The organism is Alteromonas portus (assembly GCF_005117025.1).
GTDB classification, from domain to species: Bacteria; Pseudomonadota; Gammaproteobacteria; order Enterobacterales; family Alteromonadaceae; genus Alteromonas; species Alteromonas portus.
The window spans coordinates 79,209-98,857 of record NZ_SWCO01000006.1; the positions used below are offsets into that span (position 1 = coordinate 79,209).

Here is a 19,649-nt window from a genome sequence, read left to right on the forward strand (position 1 = left end):
GTTATTGTTCCTGACTCTTTTCTGGGTGTGTATACAGTGGCGTTCGTTTCAGCAATAGCTTAAGCGCGTGCCAATAAATTCCGGCCACAGTTTTTATTGTCATACTGGGTATACGTTTAAGTGCGGCAGATAGATTCGCATTATCTAAAGTAAATTTAGTCAAATTAATGCCTGCACTGAATTCTTTGTCTGCCCTGACGCAATCCATTGCTAAAGAAAGTCTAGACGAAGGCTGAGAAATCGACCATTTGTACGTCATATCCATAGGGTTGAAAGGCGATACATGAAACGCTTTTGGCGTGTCGTCCTGAGTATTTAAGTCAACAAGATAGTGATGGCGCTCATTCCATGGAGTATTACTTACTTCCGCAAGCATGTGAGAATATATACCCTCATCATTGCGAAGGTAGTAAAAATTAACGGGGCTAAAATAAAGTCCCCACATGCGTAATTGCCCCAACATGAAAACATCGCCGCTGAGTGCTTTACCACCGTTCAACTCTGTCATCCTTTCTAATACCGCTTGTTTTAACGAAATGGAAGGGGCGCCTAAATAGTCTTCCCGTTTGAAGCGTACTCTTGCCTTATTGTGCGCACTAAAATGCTTCAGCGTATCAGATAAAGCGTTTAATTCTTCGCTTTCCAGTTTTAACCAAAATAGGTAAATGTCGTAGTCGAACTTATGTTGAGTTGGCTTAAATCGCTGGTGATAAACCTTGCCTTTATATATCGCGCTTTCAATCACAATGCTTCACCAAAGCGCGCACAAACATCGAGTGCACTGGTTACACCGTCTTCATGAAAACCGTTGTACCAATAGGCGCCACAAAAATGTAAGTTATCCACGCCACATATTTCGCTTCTTCGCGATTGCGCTTTCACCATGCTGGCGCTGTACTGTGGGTGAGCATACTGATAGCTTCGTAAAATACTGTTTTCGTCGATTTCAGGCGTATTATTCAGCGTTACGCAATAAGTACTCTCCGCTTCTAATCGCTGGAGAATATTCATATTGTAGGTCACAGAAGCAGGGCGGGACTCTTCGCTAACGTCTTCTTTCAAGCTGTAGTTCCAACTCGCCCAAGCTAATTTCCTTTTAGGTAGTTGGCCTATGTCTTTATGCATTACTACATCGTTTTCGGCATACGGAATATTGCCAAGAATATCTTTGTGCAGTGAAGTAGGGGATTGAATCATTTTTAACGCTTGGTCACTGTGACATGCAAACACTACATGATCAAACATCGCAACTGCACCTGATGAATCGGTAACTTGCCACTTATCATCGTTTTTAGCTACCGAGTGAACCGCTGTCGATAGTTTGATTTTAGACTTAAATGGCGCAACAAGTGGCGGGATATATTGACTAGAGCCACCTTTAATTGTGTACCACTGAGGGCGGTCGGTGATATTCAGTAAGCCGTGGTTATTAAAAAACTGCAAGAAAAACGTTAGCGGGAATTTCCTTGTTTGCTCAAGACTACTAGACCAAATAGCCGCGCACATGGGCAGGATATAGTAGCGGGCGAAGTCATCGCTAAGCTTTAATTCTTTAATGATGTCTTCTAATGTTAGCGACGATGTGTCTCGCTTTTCAGCTACCATTGCTTTGCACGCTTTATTAAACGTGAGTATATCTTTCACTATACGCCAAAATTTGGGTCTTAGAATATTTCGTCGTTGCGCAAATAAACTGTTTAAATTATTGCCGTTGTATTCAAGGTTTGCTTTTTTACTCATCACAGAGAAACTCATCTCTGTTGGTTGGTAGTCAACGTTTAACTCGGACATTAGCTTTATAAAGTTAGGGTATGTCCAATCATTGAAGACAATAAAGCCAGTATCGATATGATGGGTTTCGCCATTATCCTTTATCTTTTTGGTAGCAGTATGGCCGCCAATGTAGTCGTTTGCTTCGTAAACCGTAATGTCGTGCTGTCTGTTTAAAAGGTGAGCGCAGGTTAACCCCGATATCCCCGTGCCTATGATGGCTATCTTATTATTCATTGTTATATCTCTTATTGTTTTTCACGCATGGCCAACGATAAACGCTTTTGAATCGGCGTTGGCAATATGTGCATAAAGCGCAGAATAAAGCCAAAAAACCTAGGGAAAAAAACTGTTTGCTTATTGCTTTCTATTCCCTTAAGCATAGCTTCGGCAGCTTCTTCTGCACTAATTTTCATTGGCATTTCAAAATCATTTTTGTCGGTTAAAGGGGTTTCAACAAAGCCAGGTGAAACAGCCTGTACTTTGACTCCTTTGTGATTAAGGTCGACTTCTAGAGACTTGGTGAAATAGTGTAGGGCTGCTTTACTCGCTCCATACGCTTGGGTTCGCGTGAAAGGTAGTAAACGGGCCATACTGTCTACGATGACTAGCTTGTCGCCATTCTTTAGTCGCGGAAGCAGCGCATCAACACAGTGAACTACGCCGAAGAAGTTTGGCTCGAAAACGCGGCGGAACATGTCAGGTTCGAAGTCATCAACGTCGACATATTCGCATGTACCAGCATTAAGTACTGCAATGTCGAATTTGACCGTGGCCAATGCTTGGCGAGTATCGTCAAGGTTGGTAACATCGAACTGGCAAACGTCAATATTACTGTATTTAGCAAGCTCGTTGAGTTGATCTTCATTACGACCGCAAGCAATAACTGAATATCCCCTGTTAGCTGCATGAATTGCTAATGCTTTGCCTATACCTGACGTGGCGCCAGTAATTAAAACGGTTTTCACTTTGCTAGCTTCCCTTTGATCTTTTTAATTATAAAACCCAAGATAGGTACGTGCTCGTAAACCATTTCGCCCAAATCGTAATAATCCTTGTGATAGATGATAAAATTATTTCTAACACTAAGTTGCGTAGAGCCATCTAAGGTTATTTTTTTAGCGTTATCTTTTAACACCAGAGTCATGGTCCAGTTCACAACGTGGGTCACGTTTGAATGGCGCGATGATATTTGTTTTGAGCAGGTGAAAATGTCAGCTATATCGAATTTACAACTTTCGGCTTGCGTTAAAAGGTTAGCGAAATAGTTTTTAACCTCTTCTATTCCGCGGTGAGTGGTGATTGGGTCGATAAATAGAATGTCATCAGCATAGACGCCTTCTAAGTCCACCGGAGAGATCTGACATATATCTGTGTAAATTTTACAAAAGTGTGTAATCACATCCATTCAGCTTCCCTAACGTCTAGGTTTGTTAAATAAATCGTCGACCTGTCTCTGTAATTCTGTTTAGACGAATTACTATTTTTCAAATATTGTCTGCAAGTCTCTGATCTAAAATTTGTTAATATTGCTACTCAAAAACTAAATTACATTAAACGACCTTCTTAAGATCATGTTTTTCCGATTATCTGTGAAAAATTTTCCCATTCGATCCTATTTGTACTCAGTTGCGTAATCATTTTCGTGTTTTTGGAAGTGTCGAGTATGAGTGTAGAACGTTTTCCCTTATTTCCTTTATCTGCGCACCTTCTGCCTGAAGGCAGGATGGCATTGCGTATTTTCGAGCCGAGATATGTGCGCATGGTCAAAGAGGCATGTGCCGAAAATAAAGGCTTTGTGATGTGTATGCTTAATGCGAACGGTGACAAAAACTCGAACGAGCATATCCACAAAATTGGAACATACGCACAAGTTGTGGACTTTGATATGCTCGATGATGGGTTGCTTGGCATAAAGGTTGCTGGTTCTCATTTAGTTGAGGTAAATAGCATTGAAGTTGAAAAAGATGGACTTCGTACCGGCAGTTGTAAGGTGTTAGCGCCTTGGCAGTGCGATTTGGCTCCTCAACAAATAGCGCCTATGGATGAGCGGCTTAAAGAAATATTTGGAAGTTACGAAGAATTGGCAGCGCTGTATGAAGCGCCAAAGTTTGAATGTCCCAATTGGGTACTGAATCGATGGTTAGAATTACTACCGGTCGATGGGTCTCAAAAACAACACTTTCTTGCGCAAAGAGAATGTACTGAATTGCTTAATTATCTCTCTGCGCTGATAGCTTAAGATGTGGTTGTGACGGACATTACAAATTCGTAATCGAATATTTGCAAATTTTGCAAACGCTTTAAGTCTGAACGCCGTAGAATGATACAACCAAAACGGAAAAGCGGACGAATCTTATGTTAGTTGGAATTCCTTTGGAACAAAGTAACAGCACAATCAAACCTAAAGAATGTGCTACTGAAATGTCTGATTACCTAGTCGCGGTTGCTGAGGCCAGATGCAAGCGGTCGTTTGCACGAGTATTTAATTATTTCGCACCTCGCTTACGTTCTTACGCACTGAAGCAAATGGGTAATGAGGCGTTAGCTATGGAATTGGTGCAAGACACAATGTCGAATGTATGGCAAAAAGCACACCTTTTTAACGCTGAAAAAGGGTCTCCATCAACGTGGATTTTCACCATCGCGCGAAATATACGCTTCGACATGCTGCGCAAGCTGCAGAATCGAAAGGAAGACGTATGTTCTGATGATTTATGGCCAGTGCTTTGCGAGCAGACAGCAGATGCGAATGAAGCGCCACTTGACGAACAGGTCACGTTAGAGCAAATTGGTTATCTATTTGAATCTTTGCCAGTAAAACAAAAAGCAGTTGTTGAAGCTATATATATCGATGGTAAGTCACAGCAAGAAGTTGCTGACGAACTTTCTATCCCATTAGGTACAGTAAAGTCGCGCACACGTTTGGCGTTACAACGATTAAAGGTCATGTTAAACGATAATGATTAGGTTTCATCCGAGTGCCCAACAACTTAAAGATTTCGTTGAGGGCACACTGTCACCTGCTATATCTTTGATGGTTTCCGCACATTGTGACATGTGCGAGAAGTGCCAGCGCTTTGTAGAAATTGAGACAGAAAGCTTGGCTGCCCAAATGATTTCGGCAGCAAATGAAAATGTCGACGACACGTCAGACATAGCTTTTCAATTTGGCGACATGCTGTCGCAAATAACCCAACTCCCTTCTTTAGACCAAGATAGCATTGAACCGATGGCGACTTTGGAATATCGAGAGTCAATGCATAAGTCTAGCAAAGCGCCTGAAAGCTCAGGATTGAAGACTATCGAATTGGATGGTCGGACATTTACGCTACCTCGTACACTGCATCGTTACATCGACAAGACAGGCAACTGGTCGAGTTTAGTCGGTAAACTTTGGCAGGCGCCTGTGGATTTAGGCAATCAAGGCGTTGCTAATTTTATTTTTATGGGGAGTGACGGCAGCGTTCCAGAGCACACTCACCGAGGTACTGAATATACGCTAGTTATAGACGGTGAATTTAGTGACGGGCTGAGTCGATATGACACGGGCGATTTTATTTTCATGGATGGTGAGAAAACACATACGCCTAAAGCCGAAGGTAAAGACGGATGTTTGGTATTTAGCATCGTTGACCAGCCATTACATTTCACTTCAGGTTTGGCAAGATTGCTTAATCCATTCAGTCATTTATTTTTCCGCTAAACCTTTTATCAGAATAAAATCATTTGTTAAAAATTGCTGCAGATACTAACAGAAACAAAAAACGCACTTATGTGCGTTTTTTGTTTATTGGCATTTAATAAATCCAGCAATTTATCTAACTAATAAATTCGCTGTCTGGATAGTTTAGCTTTAGTGTCTTCATTGCATTATCGCGAAGCTCTGTTAAACCGAGCTGCTCATAGCTTGAAACCATAATTTCCAGAGCTTGTTGTACCTGCGTGGTGTTAGGGAAGTGCTCAATCACATAGCGACCGCGGTTAGCTGCAGCTACATAAGCCTCCCGTCTCATATAAAAACGTGCAATAGCAATTTCATAGCGTGCTAATCTATCCTTTATATGCACCATACGCTGCTTAGCGTCTGCGGCATACTTACTATCTGGATATTGCTGGATAAGCCTGCGGAAATCTTCAAACGCTGCACGAGACTTCGAAGGATCTCTATCCGTACGATCAATATTCATCAACTCTTGGAACAGATTGCTGTCTGACTCCATGTTGGTTAATCCACGCATGTAGTAAGCATAATCAACATCAGAATGATTAGGGTTTAATCGGATGAATCTGTCGATAGTGGCAAGGGTTTCTTCGTTTTTGCCTGACTTGTAATAGCTGTAAATAAGATCCAATTGCACTTGATGCGATAAAGGACCAAACGGATAACGAGAATCCAGTGCGCTTAACGTTTGTGCTGCAGCGCTGAAGTTACCCACTTCCATACTCTGCTTTGCTCTGTCATACAGTTGCTGTGCACCCATGTTAGCTAAAACGGCTTTTTCTTCTTTATCTGAAGAACTACATCCTGCAACAGATACCATAGCACCCAATAGAACGGGAGCCAGTAAACGAAATGATTTCATAATAATTCTATTTTCCTGCTAAACAGTTTAATACTTCGCTGTCTAAGCTCATGTGTTAAACAACAACACTTTGATTGCATTCTAACGTACTAACGATGAGAAAAACCATACAAAAACGTAAACAAAGCAGTGTACAGCGTGAATACTTGTTATAATACCTTTTTTTAGACGTAATCAATGGTGTTATGACACAGTCGCCGAACACAATACAATTAGAAGCTTCAACGGAAGCTACGCATTTTGGTTTACGGTTAGATCAGGTTTTGGCTGATTTGTTCCCTGAATATTCTCGTTCTAAGTTAAAAACTTGGATTCAAGACGGGAATGTTGCAGTAAACGGTGAAGTAATCACCGTACCCCGACACAAAATGCAAATGGATGAACTTGTTACTGTACAGGCCGAAATGGATGTTCAGGTAACAAGCGAAGCGCAAGACATCGCGCTGAACATCGTTTATGAAGATGAGCATATCTTAGTAATAAACAAGCCTGCGGATTTAGTTGTGCACCCGGGTGCGGGAAACCCAAGTGGTACCGTGCTAAATGCCTTGTTAAATCATTGTCCAGAAATAGACAAAGTCCCTCGTGCAGGCATTGTTCACCGTCTTGATAAAGATACGACAGGTTTGATGGTTGTGGCAAAAACGATACCTGCGCAAACTCACCTTGTTGATCAACTGCAACGCCGCGAAATGAGCCGCGAATACGAAGCTGTTGCCTTAGGTACAATGGTTGCTGGTGGTATCGTCGATGCGCCAATCGGAAGGCACGCGACGAAACGCACTCACATGGCAGTACGTGAAATGGGTAAGCCGGCGGTAACGCATTTTCGTGTTATTGAAAAATTCCGTGCGTATACACATCTGCGCTTGAAACTCGAAACCGGTCGTACACACCAAATTCGCGTTCACATGGCCCACATTAAGCACCCATTGCTGGGCGATCAGGTTTATGGCGGGCGCCCTCGTTTACCTAAAGGCGCATCTGAAGAATTTATCGCCGCGCTTCGTGGTTTCCAGCGTCAGGCATTACACGCAGCCCAACTCTCACTGTTTCACCCTGAGACTGAAGAGTGGATGACGTGGAAAGCACCTCTACCTCAGGATATGCAGGACTTGCTTAAAGCCGTGAAAAAGGACACCGCGGACAATCCTCAGGATATGCTTTAGGCATGGAGCAGGGCTTATGACGTGGTCAGCTGCAAATTCACCTCTTTCATCCACGCTGGATTTGATTACGCCAGCGTGGTCATGCCCCTCTAATATTGTCGCTTACACAACGACAAGAAAAGGAGGCACGAGCTTAGGTGATTTCGCAGGCTTGAACGTTGGGGCTCATGTGGGGGATGATCTTTTATTAGTCAAAGCCAATAGAAGCGCGATACCACATAGCAATAAAATTACGTGGTTAGAGCAAGTGCACAGCAATCGCGTAGTGTCTCTGCCGAGCGCGGACACTACCGCTGATGCGGCGCACTCTTCTTCAGTTTCACACTTTTGCGCCATAATGACTGCAGATTGTGTACCCATCTTGTTATGTGATGAAAGTGGGCAAGAAGTCGCCGCAGTACATGCAGGTTGGAAAGGTCTTGATACAAACATTATCGCCAACACCGTTAGGCACTTTAGCTGTGACGCAAATAAGCTTATAGCTTGGATAGGGCCTGCAATCAGCGGCTCTTGCTATGAAGTGGATGCTCAACTGGCAAGTAAATTTCGTCATGTAAAGGGTGCAATCGCTAATAGCTATAATAAAGGAAAATACCTGTTAGACTTACCTTTAATAGCACAAATGCAGCTGCAACAAGCGGGTGTTAATTCAATTACGCAAAGTAACTTGTGCACTTACACTGACGAACAGCGCTTTTACTCACATCGAAGGGCAACTCATCAAAACAAACGCACGACTGGGCGAATGGTCAGCGTGATAGGCCTGCTTTAGATTGTTTAGAAACATGGACAGCCGTTTTTAGTCTCATCAAAGGTTTGCGCTAAATCAAATTTCATATCTTAATTGTTATCTTTTTGGCTAACTTTTCAATCTCATACTTGAATCACAATTGAGCAGCCTACATAACTAGAACATAAAGAATGCCATTGCGCATAGATCATTACCTACTCTGCGAGAGTTAAAATGTTCGTAACCGCGGCGTGTTACCGCAGGTATAGTTGTTCACTTATTAGGTTGAGATTATGAGACTAGATAGATTTACCAGTAAATTTCAGCTCGCGATATCCGATGCTCAATCACTCGCATTGGGGCGAGATCATCAATATATTGAACCTGTCCATTTAATGACTGCCATGCTCAACCAGCAAGGTGGTTCAGTACGCCCGTTGCTTGACCAAGCAAACATTAATGTCAATGCGCTACGCTCCGCATTGAGCCAAGCAATTGAACGTCTACCTCGAATCGAAGGCATTGGTGGCGATGTCCAATTAAGTAAAGACAGTGGCATTCTACTTAACCTTTGCGACAAGATTGCTCAGCAACGAAAAGACGAATATATCACTTCTGAAATCTTCGTTTTGGCGGCTCTTCAGGATAAAGGGCGGTTGGGTGAAATTCTTAAAAGCCTTAATATCACTAAAGACGCTATTGAAAGCGCGATAGATGATATGCGGGGTGGACAAAAGGTGACCGATCCCAACGCAGAAGACGTACGTCAAGCGCTTGAAAAGTACACCACAGACCTTACTGAGCGAGCAGAACAGGGCAAGCTCGACCCGGTGATTGGGCGAGATGACGAAATTCGTCGAACGGTTCAGGTGCTGCAGCGCAGAACCAAAAACAATCCTGTGCTTATTGGTGAGCCTGGGGTGGGTAAAACTGCTATTGTGGAAGGTTTAGCGCAGCGCATCATTAACGGCGAAGTGCCTGAAGGTTTGAAGAACAAGCGCGTTCTTGCCCTCGACATGGGCGCATTAGTGGCGGGTGCTAAATACCGCGGTGAGTTTGAAGAACGTTTGAAGGCAGTACTAAACGAATTGGCTAAAGAAGAAGGCCGCGTCATTCTATTTGTTGACGAACTGCACACCATGGTAGGTGCCGGAAAAGGCGATGGTGCTATGGATGCTGGGAATATGCTTAAACCCGCGTTAGCCCGTGGTGAACTGCACTGCGTGGGGGCAACCACATTAGACGAATATCGCCAATACATTGAAAAAGACGCAGCGCTTGAGCGCCGTTTCCAAAAAGTATTGGTTGAAGAGCCAAGCGTGGAAGACACCATTGCTATTCTTCGAGGCTTAAAAGAGCGCTATGAGCTCCATCACTCAGTAGATATTACCGACCCCGCTATTGTCGCAGCGGCAAGTTTGTCACATCGTTATATTAGTGACCGTCAATTGCCGGATAAAGCCATTGACCTTATTGATGAGGCAGCTTCTAGCATTCGATTGCAAATAGACTCTAAACCTGAGGACATGGATCGACTAGAGCGGCGTATCATCCAGCTTAAGTTGGAAGAGCAAGCGCTTGCTAAAGAGACTGACGATGCGAGCCATAAGCGCCTTGAAATGATTGAACTAGAGCGTGAGCAGGCGGAAACCAAGTACGCAGAGCTTGAAAAAGTATGGCTGGATGAAAAAGACGCCATGCAGGGTACTCAAAGCATTAAAGGAGAGCTTGAACAAGCTAAGCTAGATTTAGAAATTGCTCGACGGGCATCCGATTTAAACCGTATGTCGGAGCTTCAGTACGGCCGTATCCCTGAACTTGAAGCAAAGTTAGAGCAAGCAGCTGAAAACGAAACCCGTGAGACCACATTGCTTAAAAACAAAGTGACGGACATTGAAATAGCTGATGTACTCTCTCGATGGACAGGTATACCTGTAGCTCGAATGCTTGAGGGCGAGCGAGAGAAGCTGTTACGCATGGAAGACGTACTTCATAAACGGGTAGTTGGGCAAGAAGAAGCTGTTGAAGCAGTTTCAAATGCCATTCGCCGTTCACGTGCTGGCCTTGCCGATCCAAACAGACCTATTGGCTCATTCTTATTCTTAGGGCCAACGGGCGTAGGCAAAACAGAGCTTTGTAAAGCCTTGGCGGGCTTTATGTTCGATACTGAAGATGCCATGGTACGTATCGATATGTCTGAGTTTATGGAAAAACACTCGGTAGCACGCTTAGTGGGGGCGCCTCCTGGCTATGTTGGCTATGAGGAAGGTGGCTACCTAACCGAAGCTGTACGTCGCAAACCATACTCGGTCATTTTATTGGATGAGGTTGAAAAGGCACATCCAGACGTATTTAACATTCTGCTTCAAGTGTTGGATGACGGTCGTTTAACTGATGGACAAGGGCGCACGGTAGATTTTAAAAATACGGTTGTGATCATGACGTCCAACTTAGGTTCAGACATCATTCAAGATAAGCACAACGAAAGTCAGTATGACGATATGAAAGCGTCGGTAATGAGTGTAGTCGGGCAGCATTTCAGACCTGAATTTATAAACCGCGTAGATGATATTGTGGTATTCCACCCGCTAGGGAAAGAACAAATTAAATCAATTGCCAAAATTCAGCTTGCTTCGCTTCGCGCAAGGCTTGCAGAGAAAGGGTATAAGCTTACGCTGTCTGCCGCTGCGATGGATAAGCTGGCAGATGCTGGGTTTGATCCTGTGTTTGGCGCGCGGCCGCTTAAGCGAGCGATACAAGTGCAGGTGGAAAATCCACTCGCCCACCAGTTACTCGCTGGCGAGCTGATACCAGACTCCACTATTCGAATAGACGCCGACGAAAGTGGCCTATTCGTGGTAAGTAGCTAATAGTAATAGAAAATTCATTTATATTAATTTCTATTACCTTAAAGGCACTGGAAACAGTGCCTTTTTTGTTGTCTTATTATTGCTTTATCATCGACTTTTCTTTTAGTTTACTTGCTAACGAAATTTCAACGTCAGTGTTAGGAGTTATACATGCAGTCAGCCCCAATTATTAGCGCTTTCAAACGCGTACTCGGGGAAAGCAACCTTGCCGTTGGAAAACGTCAGACAGAGCACTACCGAAAAGGGTGGCGATCGGGAGAAGGTGAGGCCTTGGCAGTGCTGTTTCCAAATACGCTTATGCAATACTGGGAAGTGCTTAAAATTTGCGTTGAATACAACTGCATCATTATTATGCAGGCTGCAAAAACCGGTTTGACCGAAGGTTCTACCCCGAGCGGTGATGATTATGATAGGCCGGTGGTAGTTATTAACACCTTAGCCATGGACAATATCGTTTTGCTAAACGAAGGGAAGCAAGTGTTAAGTTTTCCAGGGGCGACCTTGTTTAAACTAGAAAAAACCTTGAAGCCTTTCGGTCGCGCACCACATTCAGTGATTGGCTCATCGTGTTTAGGGGCATCCATCATTGGTGGTGTTGCTAATAACTCAGGGGGGGCGTTAGTTAAACGAGGCCCCGCTTATACGGAGTTATCACTATTCGCTCAAATAGATGAAAACGGAAAGCTACGGTTGGTTAATCACTTAGGAATAGACTTGGGTGAAACACCTGAAGAAATTATCGGTAACCTCGCTTCAGGTAACTTTTCAAAATCACTCCCAGAAACCAGTAAGAAAGCGTCAGCTAGTGATTATGAACAAATAGTTCGCGATGTTAATGCTGATACGCCTAGTCGCTTTAATGCAGACCCATCAAGGCTTTATGAAGCTAGCGGTTGCGCGGGTAAAATTGCCGTTTTTGCGGTGCGATTAGATACATTCGAAGTACCAAAAAAAGAACAAACGTTTTATATCGGTACAAACGATGCTGATGTACTTACCCGTATTCGCAGAGACATTCTGTCGACATTTGAAAACGTCCCTGAAGTAGGTGAATACCTGCATAGAGAAATGTTTGATATTGCAGATGTGTATGGCAAAGATACGATATTGAGTATTGAACGTTTAGGCACTGACTCACTACCTAAAATGTTTGCTATTAAAGGGCGGGTGGATGCTGTGTTCAGCAAGCTGCCATTTATGCCACGTTATTTGAGTGACAGAGTCATGCAGTTTGGTAGTAAGTTTTTCTCTGACCAAATTCCTTCAACTTTAAGAGCCTACCGCGACAAGTACGAGCACCACCTTATCCTTAAAATGAGTGATGGCGGTATTGAAGAGGCAGAGACACTATTAGCCAAGCTGTTCACGAAAGAGAAGCTAGATGGTGACTACATTACGTGTAATGAAGAAGAGTCATCTAAAGCGTTTTTGCTGCGCTTTGCCGCAGCGGGGGCCGCGGTTCGCTATCAAATGCTGCATCACAAACAAGTAGGGGATATTCTTGCGTTAGATATTGCCTTACGCCGCAATGATGATTTTTGGGTAGAGCGCTTGCCTGAGCACATAGCTAAACATGTTGAAAAGCCACTTTATTACGGGCATTTCTTTTGTCATGTTTTTCATCAAGATTACATACTAAAAAAGGGCTGCAACGCAAAAAAAGTAAAAGCAGACATGTTGGCACTTTTAGATAGTCGTGGCGCAAAATACCCGGCTGAGCATAACGTCGGCCATTTGTATAAAGCAGAGAGTACTCTACAGCAGTTTTACACACAGCTGGACCCTACCAATACCTTTAACCCAGGCATTGGTAAGATGGAGAAGCACAAACGCAATTGTTCGTGCTGTTTATAACTATATGTGAAGAGAGCCTTAAAGGCTCTCTAATAATGCTCTAGCCTGCGGACGCCTGAAGAAAGGTCGCTCTACATTTACTGCATACTCTAGCTCTTTCTTCGCTTCCTCAGTTCTATTCAATTTTGCTAGCGTGTACCCCAAATGATAGCGAATGTTGGGGTCATTGGCGTCCCTTGCGAAAGCGTCTCTAAGCATTTTAAGACTACCCTCATAATCTCCCTGTAGCGCTTTAATGTGTCCAAATGTGTCTAGTATTTTAGAAGAGTTAGGCTGTAGCTCATAAGCTTGTCGCGCATAGTTTTTCGCGGTAATTAGCGATTTTTCAATATGCATGATAGCTAAGCGATTAAAAGCTTCTGCTGGATTAAGTAGGTTGGGCTCTTCAATAAGTTCTTTATAGAGTGCTGTTGATTCCTCGAACTCTTGTATAAAGAAAAGGTACTGAGCCAGCAGATTTTTCGCCAGCAGGTTATTTTCATTTTCACGAACAAGTTTTCGCGCGGTTTTCAAAAAAACATCAACAAATTGTTCGTTTAATGCGTAGTTGTAGATCGCAATAAATGCCTGTGCAAAAGCAGCATCCACGTCTAGTGCTTTTTCAAAAGCGTCAATTGCGCTTTCATCATTACCCTTATTCGCAGCTAATCTTCCCTTCAGAAAGTGATAGACCGGATTTTCTTGCTGGTTTGCGGGAATGGTCGCTAACAACGACTGTGCTTTATCGTTTTTCTGTAAATCTAACAACAAACTTGTATAGCGCAGGGTAACAAATGTGCTCGTGTTGGCTATGTCGTGTGCGCGAGCCATGGCGTTTAACGCGCTATCGTTATTTCCTAAAGCTCGAGTTTGGTCAGCATAGGCGATAAGCTTTCCGGCATCGTCGTCAATAAAGTTTCTTACAATGCTTAGCGTTTTTTCCGCATCCGCACGTTGATTATTTGATAGCTGAAGCGCAGCTTTACGAAGAAGGTAGTCAGCATTGTCGAAATCATCTTTTATAAGCAAATCTAAATGATACAGTGCGTTCTTGATGTCGCCTTGTTGCTGGTATAAAGATGAAATACGCTCTCTAGCACCGATATTCGAAGGATTAAGCGTTAATATATCGAGGTAAATTTGCTTCGCGTCTTCTACGGCGCCCGCTTTGGTTAAATTAAACGCCTTTAGCATTAAAGTTTCGTTATGCTGAGGGGACAAAGCAAGTAGCTCTTCTACAAGTTGGTTAGATTTATCTACATTCCCTAAACGACTCTCTGTAGCTGCTAAATTGAATTTTGCTGGAAAGAGGGTAGGGTTCTGTGCCAGCGCCTTTTCAATATTGGTTTTAGCTTCTTCTAACTGACCTTGTCTAATCAGAATGCCGGCTTTTAGGTTGTACACTTCAGCTTCATCAGGAAAAAGCTTACTGAGTAAATTTGCACCCTTCAGCGCATTATCGAATTGCTGCGCTTGTAAATTCATTAATGAATAAGTGAACAGAAAACCTGCGTTGTCTTTGTAGGTCGGCAAATTCTTTTCAAGAATTGATAGTGCTTCGTCCTGCTTACCTCTGGCAGCCATCAATTTGATTTTAAACAGCTGAAGCTTATTTTCATTCGGGTACTTATATTCAAGGTTTTGCAACAGTCGTTCAGCTTTGAACGCTTTGTTTTGGCGAATAAATAAGTCACCCAGAAGAAGGGCCGAGTCAGGGTCTTCCATCAACGCCTCTTGATGGCGTTCAAGCAGCGCAAGCGCCTGTTTGTCTTGCTGTGTTGCCATATAAACTTGGCTTAGCATTAATACAGCCTGTAGATCATCAGGCTCCTGTTGCAAATAGGCATTAAAGTCTTTTGCGGCTGTTTCCAAGTTGTTATTAAAGAAGTTTGTTAAACCGCTTATGTAGAGCAACATAGGTTGCGAAGTTATGAGCTCAGGGTCAAGCTGTGCCATAAAGTCATTAAGCTCTTTTAGCTTCGTATTATCAATAGCTTGTTGGTTGTCTCTGCTTTGCAACCAGCTATTAAGCAAAATGGCCAGAGGATCATTAGGCGTATCTTCAATGATCTCATCAACGAATAGCTTTGCTGTATCGTAGTCTTTCGCCTCCAAATACAAATCTACTAGATTTCGCAGGGCAATAGGATCGTCTCGGTTAAACGTTAGGGCTTTTTGTAAATGTGCAGTTGCCGCGTCAGTATCTCCCTGTCGATATGCCAGTTGCCCTTTCAAACGCCATGTTATTGCGTTTTCTGGTTCTAACGACATGGCTTTATTGATAAGAGAATTTGCTTTAGATAAATCTTCATTTTGAAGGGCAATAGAGGCTAGACCGTTAATGGCAGGTACGAAGTCTGGCGTACGGGAAACGATAGTGTTGTAGTCGCGTAAGGCGCACTGCTCGTCTTCTAATCTAATACACGCGGTTGCATGAATCATTAACCATTCGCGCTCTGCGTCACCTGACAACTTGTTCAAATCTGAAAAGTCTACAATTTCCTTATACCTGTTTAAGAAAAGCCAAGTGTTGCCCAGCGGCTCTGCCAGAAGGTTGATATCTGCCCCCATTTCTAGCGCTTCCACAAATTCCATTTCGGCTGCAGTTAAGTAGCCGTTTATAAGCAGTATCTCGCCCATTAGTATTTTAGCAGCTAGATTTTCAGGATCTTTTTGTAAGCTGTTTTTAAGGTGAACGTAGGATTCATCGTATTCGTTTTGATTAAATGCGGCGAGCGCTTTTTCGTAATCTTCTGATGTAGTTGCGAAACTGTTGAATGCGATTAAAGAAGAGGCAACTGTAGATATAATAGCGCGATGTACAATTCGCTTTTTATTATTAAAAAAATCCATATAAACCTTCGAAACTTAGCCTAGCCACTGGCTTAAAAATAGCATAAAAAAAGGTGGCCTAAGCCACCTTCTAAAGATACGTGTTTTCTAAACGTTTTTAAACAATTAAACGCGACGCTTACGTCTATAAAGAACAAGGCCCAAACCTAAGCTCATTAGTGCAAGGGCACCTGGTTCGCTTACTTGCGTAGGTGGTGGCGTTGTTTGTTGTTCTACCCCAATGGAAAGTGACGATAGTTTAAAACCTACATCGTTGATAGACCCGCTCGCACTTTGGTCGAATATAGTATTATAGGCGCCAACAAGCCAATACTTAGCGGCGGTTAGGTTCTTTGTGAATGAAGATTCGTAATAGTTTTCTGCGTTTTTCGTTTCGCTAATGTCGAAATGGCCGAGTGCGCCAGCAATTACTGTGTCATTCACATTTGACCAAGTAAACTCGTTACCGCTGGAAAATAAGGAGTTTGAACTGAGTCCAGCAACAGTTACGTCGTTAGTTTCTCCACCATCGTTGTAATTCGCAGAAAAAGTAGCACCAGTTAGAACGACTTCTTGGTCGAAAGATAATAAGAACATGTCAAAATCTCTCAAACCTTCTTCGTTGTAGTTATCAACTGAATGTGCTTCTTCCGAGCCAACCCATTTACCTTTGCGACTTTTATAGTACCAAGAACTATCTTTATTAGTAATACCATACCCGTATGCTTCAGTGCCTGAAATACAAGAGCCATTGCTTACGCTGCAATTAGTGTAGCCTTCCATAGAAGCTTGTTGTATGGTTTCATCTTCATCCCCTTCTTGCCAATTGTTATCGGCGTACCAGGTTACATTACTTCCAGTATCACTCCATGCGGTAACTGAAACTTTTACGTTAATGCCGTCGATTAAAATGCCTTGAGATGCATCTGTACTCGTGAAAATATTTGTGGTACGAGTAGTTCCAGTGCCGTTTACAAGGGTGTAAGTAGCTTCATCTAATGCTTTGTCATTAGCATATATGTTGGCATTTAACGTTAGGAACAAGAGGGAAGTGCTTAAAAACTGCTTTAATTTCATTTTTTGACCACAAATACTACGAAAATAATATTTATGCTAAGCATTAAATGTGCCATTGCGTAAGGTATTGATTTTTATGTGTTTTATTAGGGTCTCTGTTGGCGCGAGTAAAAAAAACTGACAGGTTGTACCACCTGTCAGTGATCTAAAGTCTAATTTCTTCAAATGGCTTTTTTACGGCGCCACATTACGAAGAGGGAACAAGCCATAAGTAACCCGATAGTTCCAGGCTCAGACACTTCGGTTGTATCCGGTGTACCCATTGTTTCTGTAACAGAGAAACCAATATTGGCAAGTTTAAACGCGTCGTTACCCACTCTTCCGTCAATATTTCCAAATACAGTGTTGTATGCACCAACTAACCAATATTGCGCTGATTCAGTAAACGTAAAATCTGCGCGGTGATCTAAATATTCACAACTCTCAATATCAAACGAAGCTGACGTTAGGGCATCAGCAACAGTATCACTCCATGTGTTAACGCCAGACGTTAGTTTAGAGGTGTTACTTAGCGCGGCTACAGACACCTGACTATCGCTACTGCTATATAGCCAAGAGAAGCTGGCACCGGTTAGTGTTACCGCAGAGTCGAAAGATAGCAAAATAAAATCGTAATCTCGTTCTACGTTTGTAAACCTGTAGTCTTTCGAATTGTCGCTTCCGCTTGAGAAGTAATTTAAATTATCAATGGCGTGGTCAGAATAACCTTTGTAATTCGCCTCATCGCTATTTGTAACGCCATACCCCCACTTATCAGAAATTTTTTCCAACTCGGCGCCAACAACGGTCTCTCCCGTTATACCTTGTGTATCAGAAAAAGCCGACATATTTATATTCAGCCCATCTATTTGAACAATAGAGTCATTCGCCAGGGAGTTTTGGGTTACTTTGTTATCTACCAAATCATAATTGTATTCACCAAGTGGTGAATTACATACATCATTCTGTTCTGTAGTTTGGTTTGACGATCCGCAATGTGAATAGCTCTGCTTGGTATAATGGTATGTAGCAGATACAGTGCTAGCGTTCAGACTAGATAGCAATGCTGTAGAAAGAATCAGTATAGATTGTAAAGAAAACGACTTGTGAAGTAATCGCATAGCTACTTTCCTTTATATAAAGCACATTGTGCTTCCAGTACTGACTTAATAAACATTGCGTATTCTGATATGCACAAATTTTGAGTAGTACCTAATTTCAACATGGGCTTGTATGATATATGAACGGTGAGCTATTTAAGGTATGTTGCCGTATACCTAGTTATTGGTGTGTGGCGAGTTAACACCTTTCTCTGCACTTGAGCAGTTGAGGTAAGACGCAGACGCTTTGGTATGAGTACTGAGTTTAATGTAAATCTCAAAGCATTTTTGATGTTAGGTTAAGTAAAGTCTCAAGGCGTAATCTTTACTTTGCTATGCGTTCCTAGATATCTATGAAATAATTAACGCAATTGTATATGTAGAAGTATGAGGACATATGTCTGAACAAAAACGTAAAGGGATATACTTACTTCCCAACTTATTAACAACAGCAGGTTTGTTTTCTGGTTTCTTTGCTGTTGTATCATCAATGAACGGTCGCTTTGAAGCTGCAGCGGTTGCTATATTTGTCGCGATGATTTTTGATGGACTGGACGGACGCGTAGCTCGAATGACAAATACGCAAAGTGATTTCGGCGCAGAGTATGACTCTATGGCCGATATGGTCTCTTTTGGTATGGCACCTGCGCTTGTTGCTTATAATTGGGGATTAACAGAACTAGGCAAGTTAGGTTGGTTAGCTGCATTTGTATATGTAGCCGGTGCAGCATTGCGTCTAGCTCGCTTCAATACACAGGTTGGCATCGCTGATAAGCGTTTCTTCCAAGGTCTTGCTAGTCCAGCGGCAGCGGCAGTTGTATCCGGTCTTGTTTGGGTTGGTGTCGAGTATGATGCAGTAGGGACTGACTACGGATTAATTGTGGCCGCAGTAACTGGTTTAGCTGGCTTACTTATGGTGAGTAACTTTAAGTATAATTCTTTCAAAGAAGTTAACTGGCATGGCAAGGTTCCATTCGTTGGCCTTCTATTAGTGCTTTTAATATTCGTTGTTGTTGCAACAGAGCCAGCGCTTGTACTATTTTTAGTATTTGCTTTGTATGCACTGGCAGGGCCTATCAATACTTTCCGCACGGTAGAGAAAGTGACTTTAGATGACGTGGTAGGCGATCACGAAGAAGACGCGGACTTCAATGCTGATAAAAAGAACCAAAGCGAAAGTGAAGACGTTTCTAAGCAGTAAGTAGGCAGTTCTAGTCTTTATGAAAAGAGGGAAACCTCTTTTAGTGTTATTAAACAGAGCTCTTTTCCATAATTCTGCCTGCATAATAAACGAATAGAGTGAAAAGCGACCGAATGGTCGCTTTTTTTGTATTTATTTAAAATAAGTGTTGACGTGAGCGCTCATTTCCCTAAAATGCGCATCCGCTTCGGGGGAAAAGCAAAACAGCAACCCTCCTGAAGTAAGTCTCTACTAACTGCATAGGCCAGTAAAGACGGGAGTTTAGAAGAAACGCTTCAGGAAATAAATTTTCAAAAAGTGTTGACAACGAAAACTTCCAGCGTATAATGCGCACCTCACTCGAACAGGGTGAGTCACTAAGAAGCAACGGCTTCTAGTGAATTGCGGCGAAGCCGCAACGTTCTTTAACAATTTAGACAAGACAATCTGTGTGGGCACTCGTTAAGAGTGTCACAACGACGATTCATATTTCGATATATTTAATTGAAGAGTTTGATCATGG

General features: G+C 42.7%; 16 protein-coding genes. 8 read left to right on the forward strand and 8 right to left on the reverse strand.

The window, feature by feature from the left end; all coding sequences use genetic code 11:
- Position 1 precedes the first annotated feature (1 nt).
- Genes E5672_RS11575 through E5672_RS11590 form a run of 4 tightly spaced genes read right to left on the reverse strand, consistent with a single transcriptional unit; the run spans position 2 to position 3,178 of the window.
- Positions 2–745: a DUF1365 domain-containing protein gene (locus tag E5672_RS11575; protein ID WP_136782335.1), complete on the reverse strand. Its 744-nt coding sequence runs from the start codon at positions 743–745 to the stop codon at positions 2–4.
- On the reverse strand, positions 742–2,007 hold the full coding sequence (locus E5672_RS11580; RefSeq protein ID WP_136782336.1) for an NAD(P)/FAD-dependent oxidoreductase: 1,266 nt from the start codon (positions 2,005–2,007) through the stop codon (positions 742–744). Before E5672_RS11580 ends, E5672_RS11575 begins: the two co-directional genes overlap by 4 nt.
- Before the next feature lie 11 nt (positions 2,008–2,018).
- A complete protein-coding gene (locus tag E5672_RS11585; RefSeq protein ID WP_136782337.1) occupies positions 2,019–2,738 on the reverse strand; it encodes an SDR family NAD(P)-dependent oxidoreductase in 720 nt (239 codons plus the stop codon).
- Positions 2,735–3,178, reverse strand: a complete 444-nt coding sequence (locus tag E5672_RS11590) for a nuclear transport factor 2 family protein (RefSeq protein ID WP_136782338.1) — start codon at positions 3,176–3,178, stop codon at positions 2,735–2,737. Before E5672_RS11590 ends, E5672_RS11585 begins: the two co-directional genes overlap by 4 nt.
- A gap of 258 nt (positions 3,179–3,436) precedes the next feature.
- Here E5672_RS11590 and E5672_RS11595 point away from each other — a divergent pair, with 258 nt between their 5' ends.
- The 3 genes from E5672_RS11595 (at position 3,437) to E5672_RS11605 (ending at position 5,476) form a co-directional block, all read left to right on the forward strand.
- A complete protein-coding gene (locus E5672_RS11595; protein ID WP_136782339.1) occupies positions 3,437–4,012 on the forward strand; it encodes an LON peptidase substrate-binding domain-containing protein in 576 nt (191 codons plus the stop codon).
- Positions 4,013–4,128: 116 nt separating this feature from the next.
- Positions 4,129–4,740 (forward strand): sigma-70 family RNA polymerase sigma factor, encoded by a 612-nt coding sequence (locus E5672_RS11600; protein WP_136782340.1) that lies wholly within the window; start codon positions 4,129–4,131, stop codon positions 4,738–4,740.
- Complete coding sequence (locus E5672_RS11605) at positions 4,733–5,476, forward strand: ChrR family anti-sigma-E factor (RefSeq protein ID WP_136782341.1); 744 nt, start codon at positions 4,733–4,735, stop codon at positions 5,474–5,476. Before E5672_RS11600 ends, E5672_RS11605 begins: the two co-directional genes overlap by 8 nt.
- Positions 5,477–5,591: 115 nt before the next feature.
- On the opposite strand, the gene E5672_RS11610 is transcribed toward E5672_RS11605, so the two are convergent.
- Entirely contained in the window at positions 5,592–6,356 is a 765-nt protein-coding gene (locus tag E5672_RS11610; RefSeq protein WP_118493448.1) for an outer membrane protein assembly factor BamD, read from the reverse strand.
- Between the two features lie 185 nt (positions 6,357–6,541).
- Between E5672_RS11610 and rluD the strand changes: the two genes are divergently transcribed.
- The 4 genes from rluD to dld all read left to right on the forward strand — a co-directional run bounded on the left by rluD (position 6,542) and on the right by dld (position 12,979).
- Positions 6,542–7,525, forward strand: coding sequence for a 23S rRNA pseudouridine(1911/1915/1917) synthase RluD (rluD, locus tag E5672_RS11615; protein WP_136782342.1), 984 nt, complete (start codon positions 6,542–6,544; stop codon positions 7,523–7,525).
- 16 nt (positions 7,526–7,541) lie between these two features.
- Positions 7,542–8,297 carry a peptidoglycan editing factor PgeF gene (gene pgeF, locus E5672_RS11620; protein ID WP_136782343.1) on the forward strand — a complete coding sequence of 252 codons (756 nt, stop codon included), beginning with the start codon at positions 7,542–7,544 and terminating at the stop codon, positions 8,295–8,297.
- A gap of 251 nt (positions 8,298–8,548) precedes the next feature.
- A complete protein-coding gene (clpB, locus tag E5672_RS11625; protein ID WP_136782344.1) occupies positions 8,549–11,125 on the forward strand; it encodes an ATP-dependent chaperone ClpB in 2,577 nt (858 codons plus the stop codon).
- A gap of 150 nt (positions 11,126–11,275) precedes the next feature.
- Positions 11,276–12,979 (forward strand): D-lactate dehydrogenase, encoded by a 1,704-nt coding sequence (dld, locus tag E5672_RS11630; RefSeq protein WP_136782345.1) that lies wholly within the window; start codon positions 11,276–11,278, stop codon positions 12,977–12,979.
- Between the two features lie 18 nt (positions 12,980–12,997).
- On the opposite strand, the gene prsT is transcribed toward dld, so the two are convergent.
- From prsT to xdp1 (E5672_RS11645), 3 genes are all read right to left on the reverse strand, one after another.
- Positions 12,998–15,811, reverse strand: coding sequence for an XrtA/PEP-CTERM system TPR-repeat protein PrsT (gene prsT / locus E5672_RS11635; RefSeq protein ID WP_136782346.1), 2,814 nt, complete (start codon positions 15,809–15,811; stop codon positions 12,998–13,000).
- Positions 15,812–15,916: 105 nt separating this feature from the next.
- Positions 15,917–16,867 (reverse strand): exosortase-dependent surface protein XDP1, encoded by a 951-nt coding sequence (gene xdp1 / locus E5672_RS11640; RefSeq protein ID WP_136782347.1) that lies wholly within the window; start codon positions 16,865–16,867, stop codon positions 15,917–15,919.
- A gap of 161 nt (positions 16,868–17,028) precedes the next feature.
- Complete coding sequence (gene xdp1 / locus E5672_RS11645) at positions 17,029–17,967, reverse strand: exosortase-dependent surface protein XDP1 (RefSeq protein WP_136782348.1); 939 nt, start codon at positions 17,965–17,967, stop codon at positions 17,029–17,031.
- 376 nt (positions 17,968–18,343) lie between these two features.
- Between xdp1 (E5672_RS11645) and pssA the strand changes: the two genes are divergently transcribed.
- The gene (gene pssA, locus E5672_RS11650; protein ID WP_136782349.1) at positions 18,344–19,147 is read left to right on the forward strand and encodes a CDP-diacylglycerol--serine O-phosphatidyltransferase; all 804 of its coding nucleotides are present in this window, start codon (positions 18,344–18,346) and stop codon (positions 19,145–19,147) included.
- Positions 19,148–19,649: the final 502 nt, after the last annotated feature.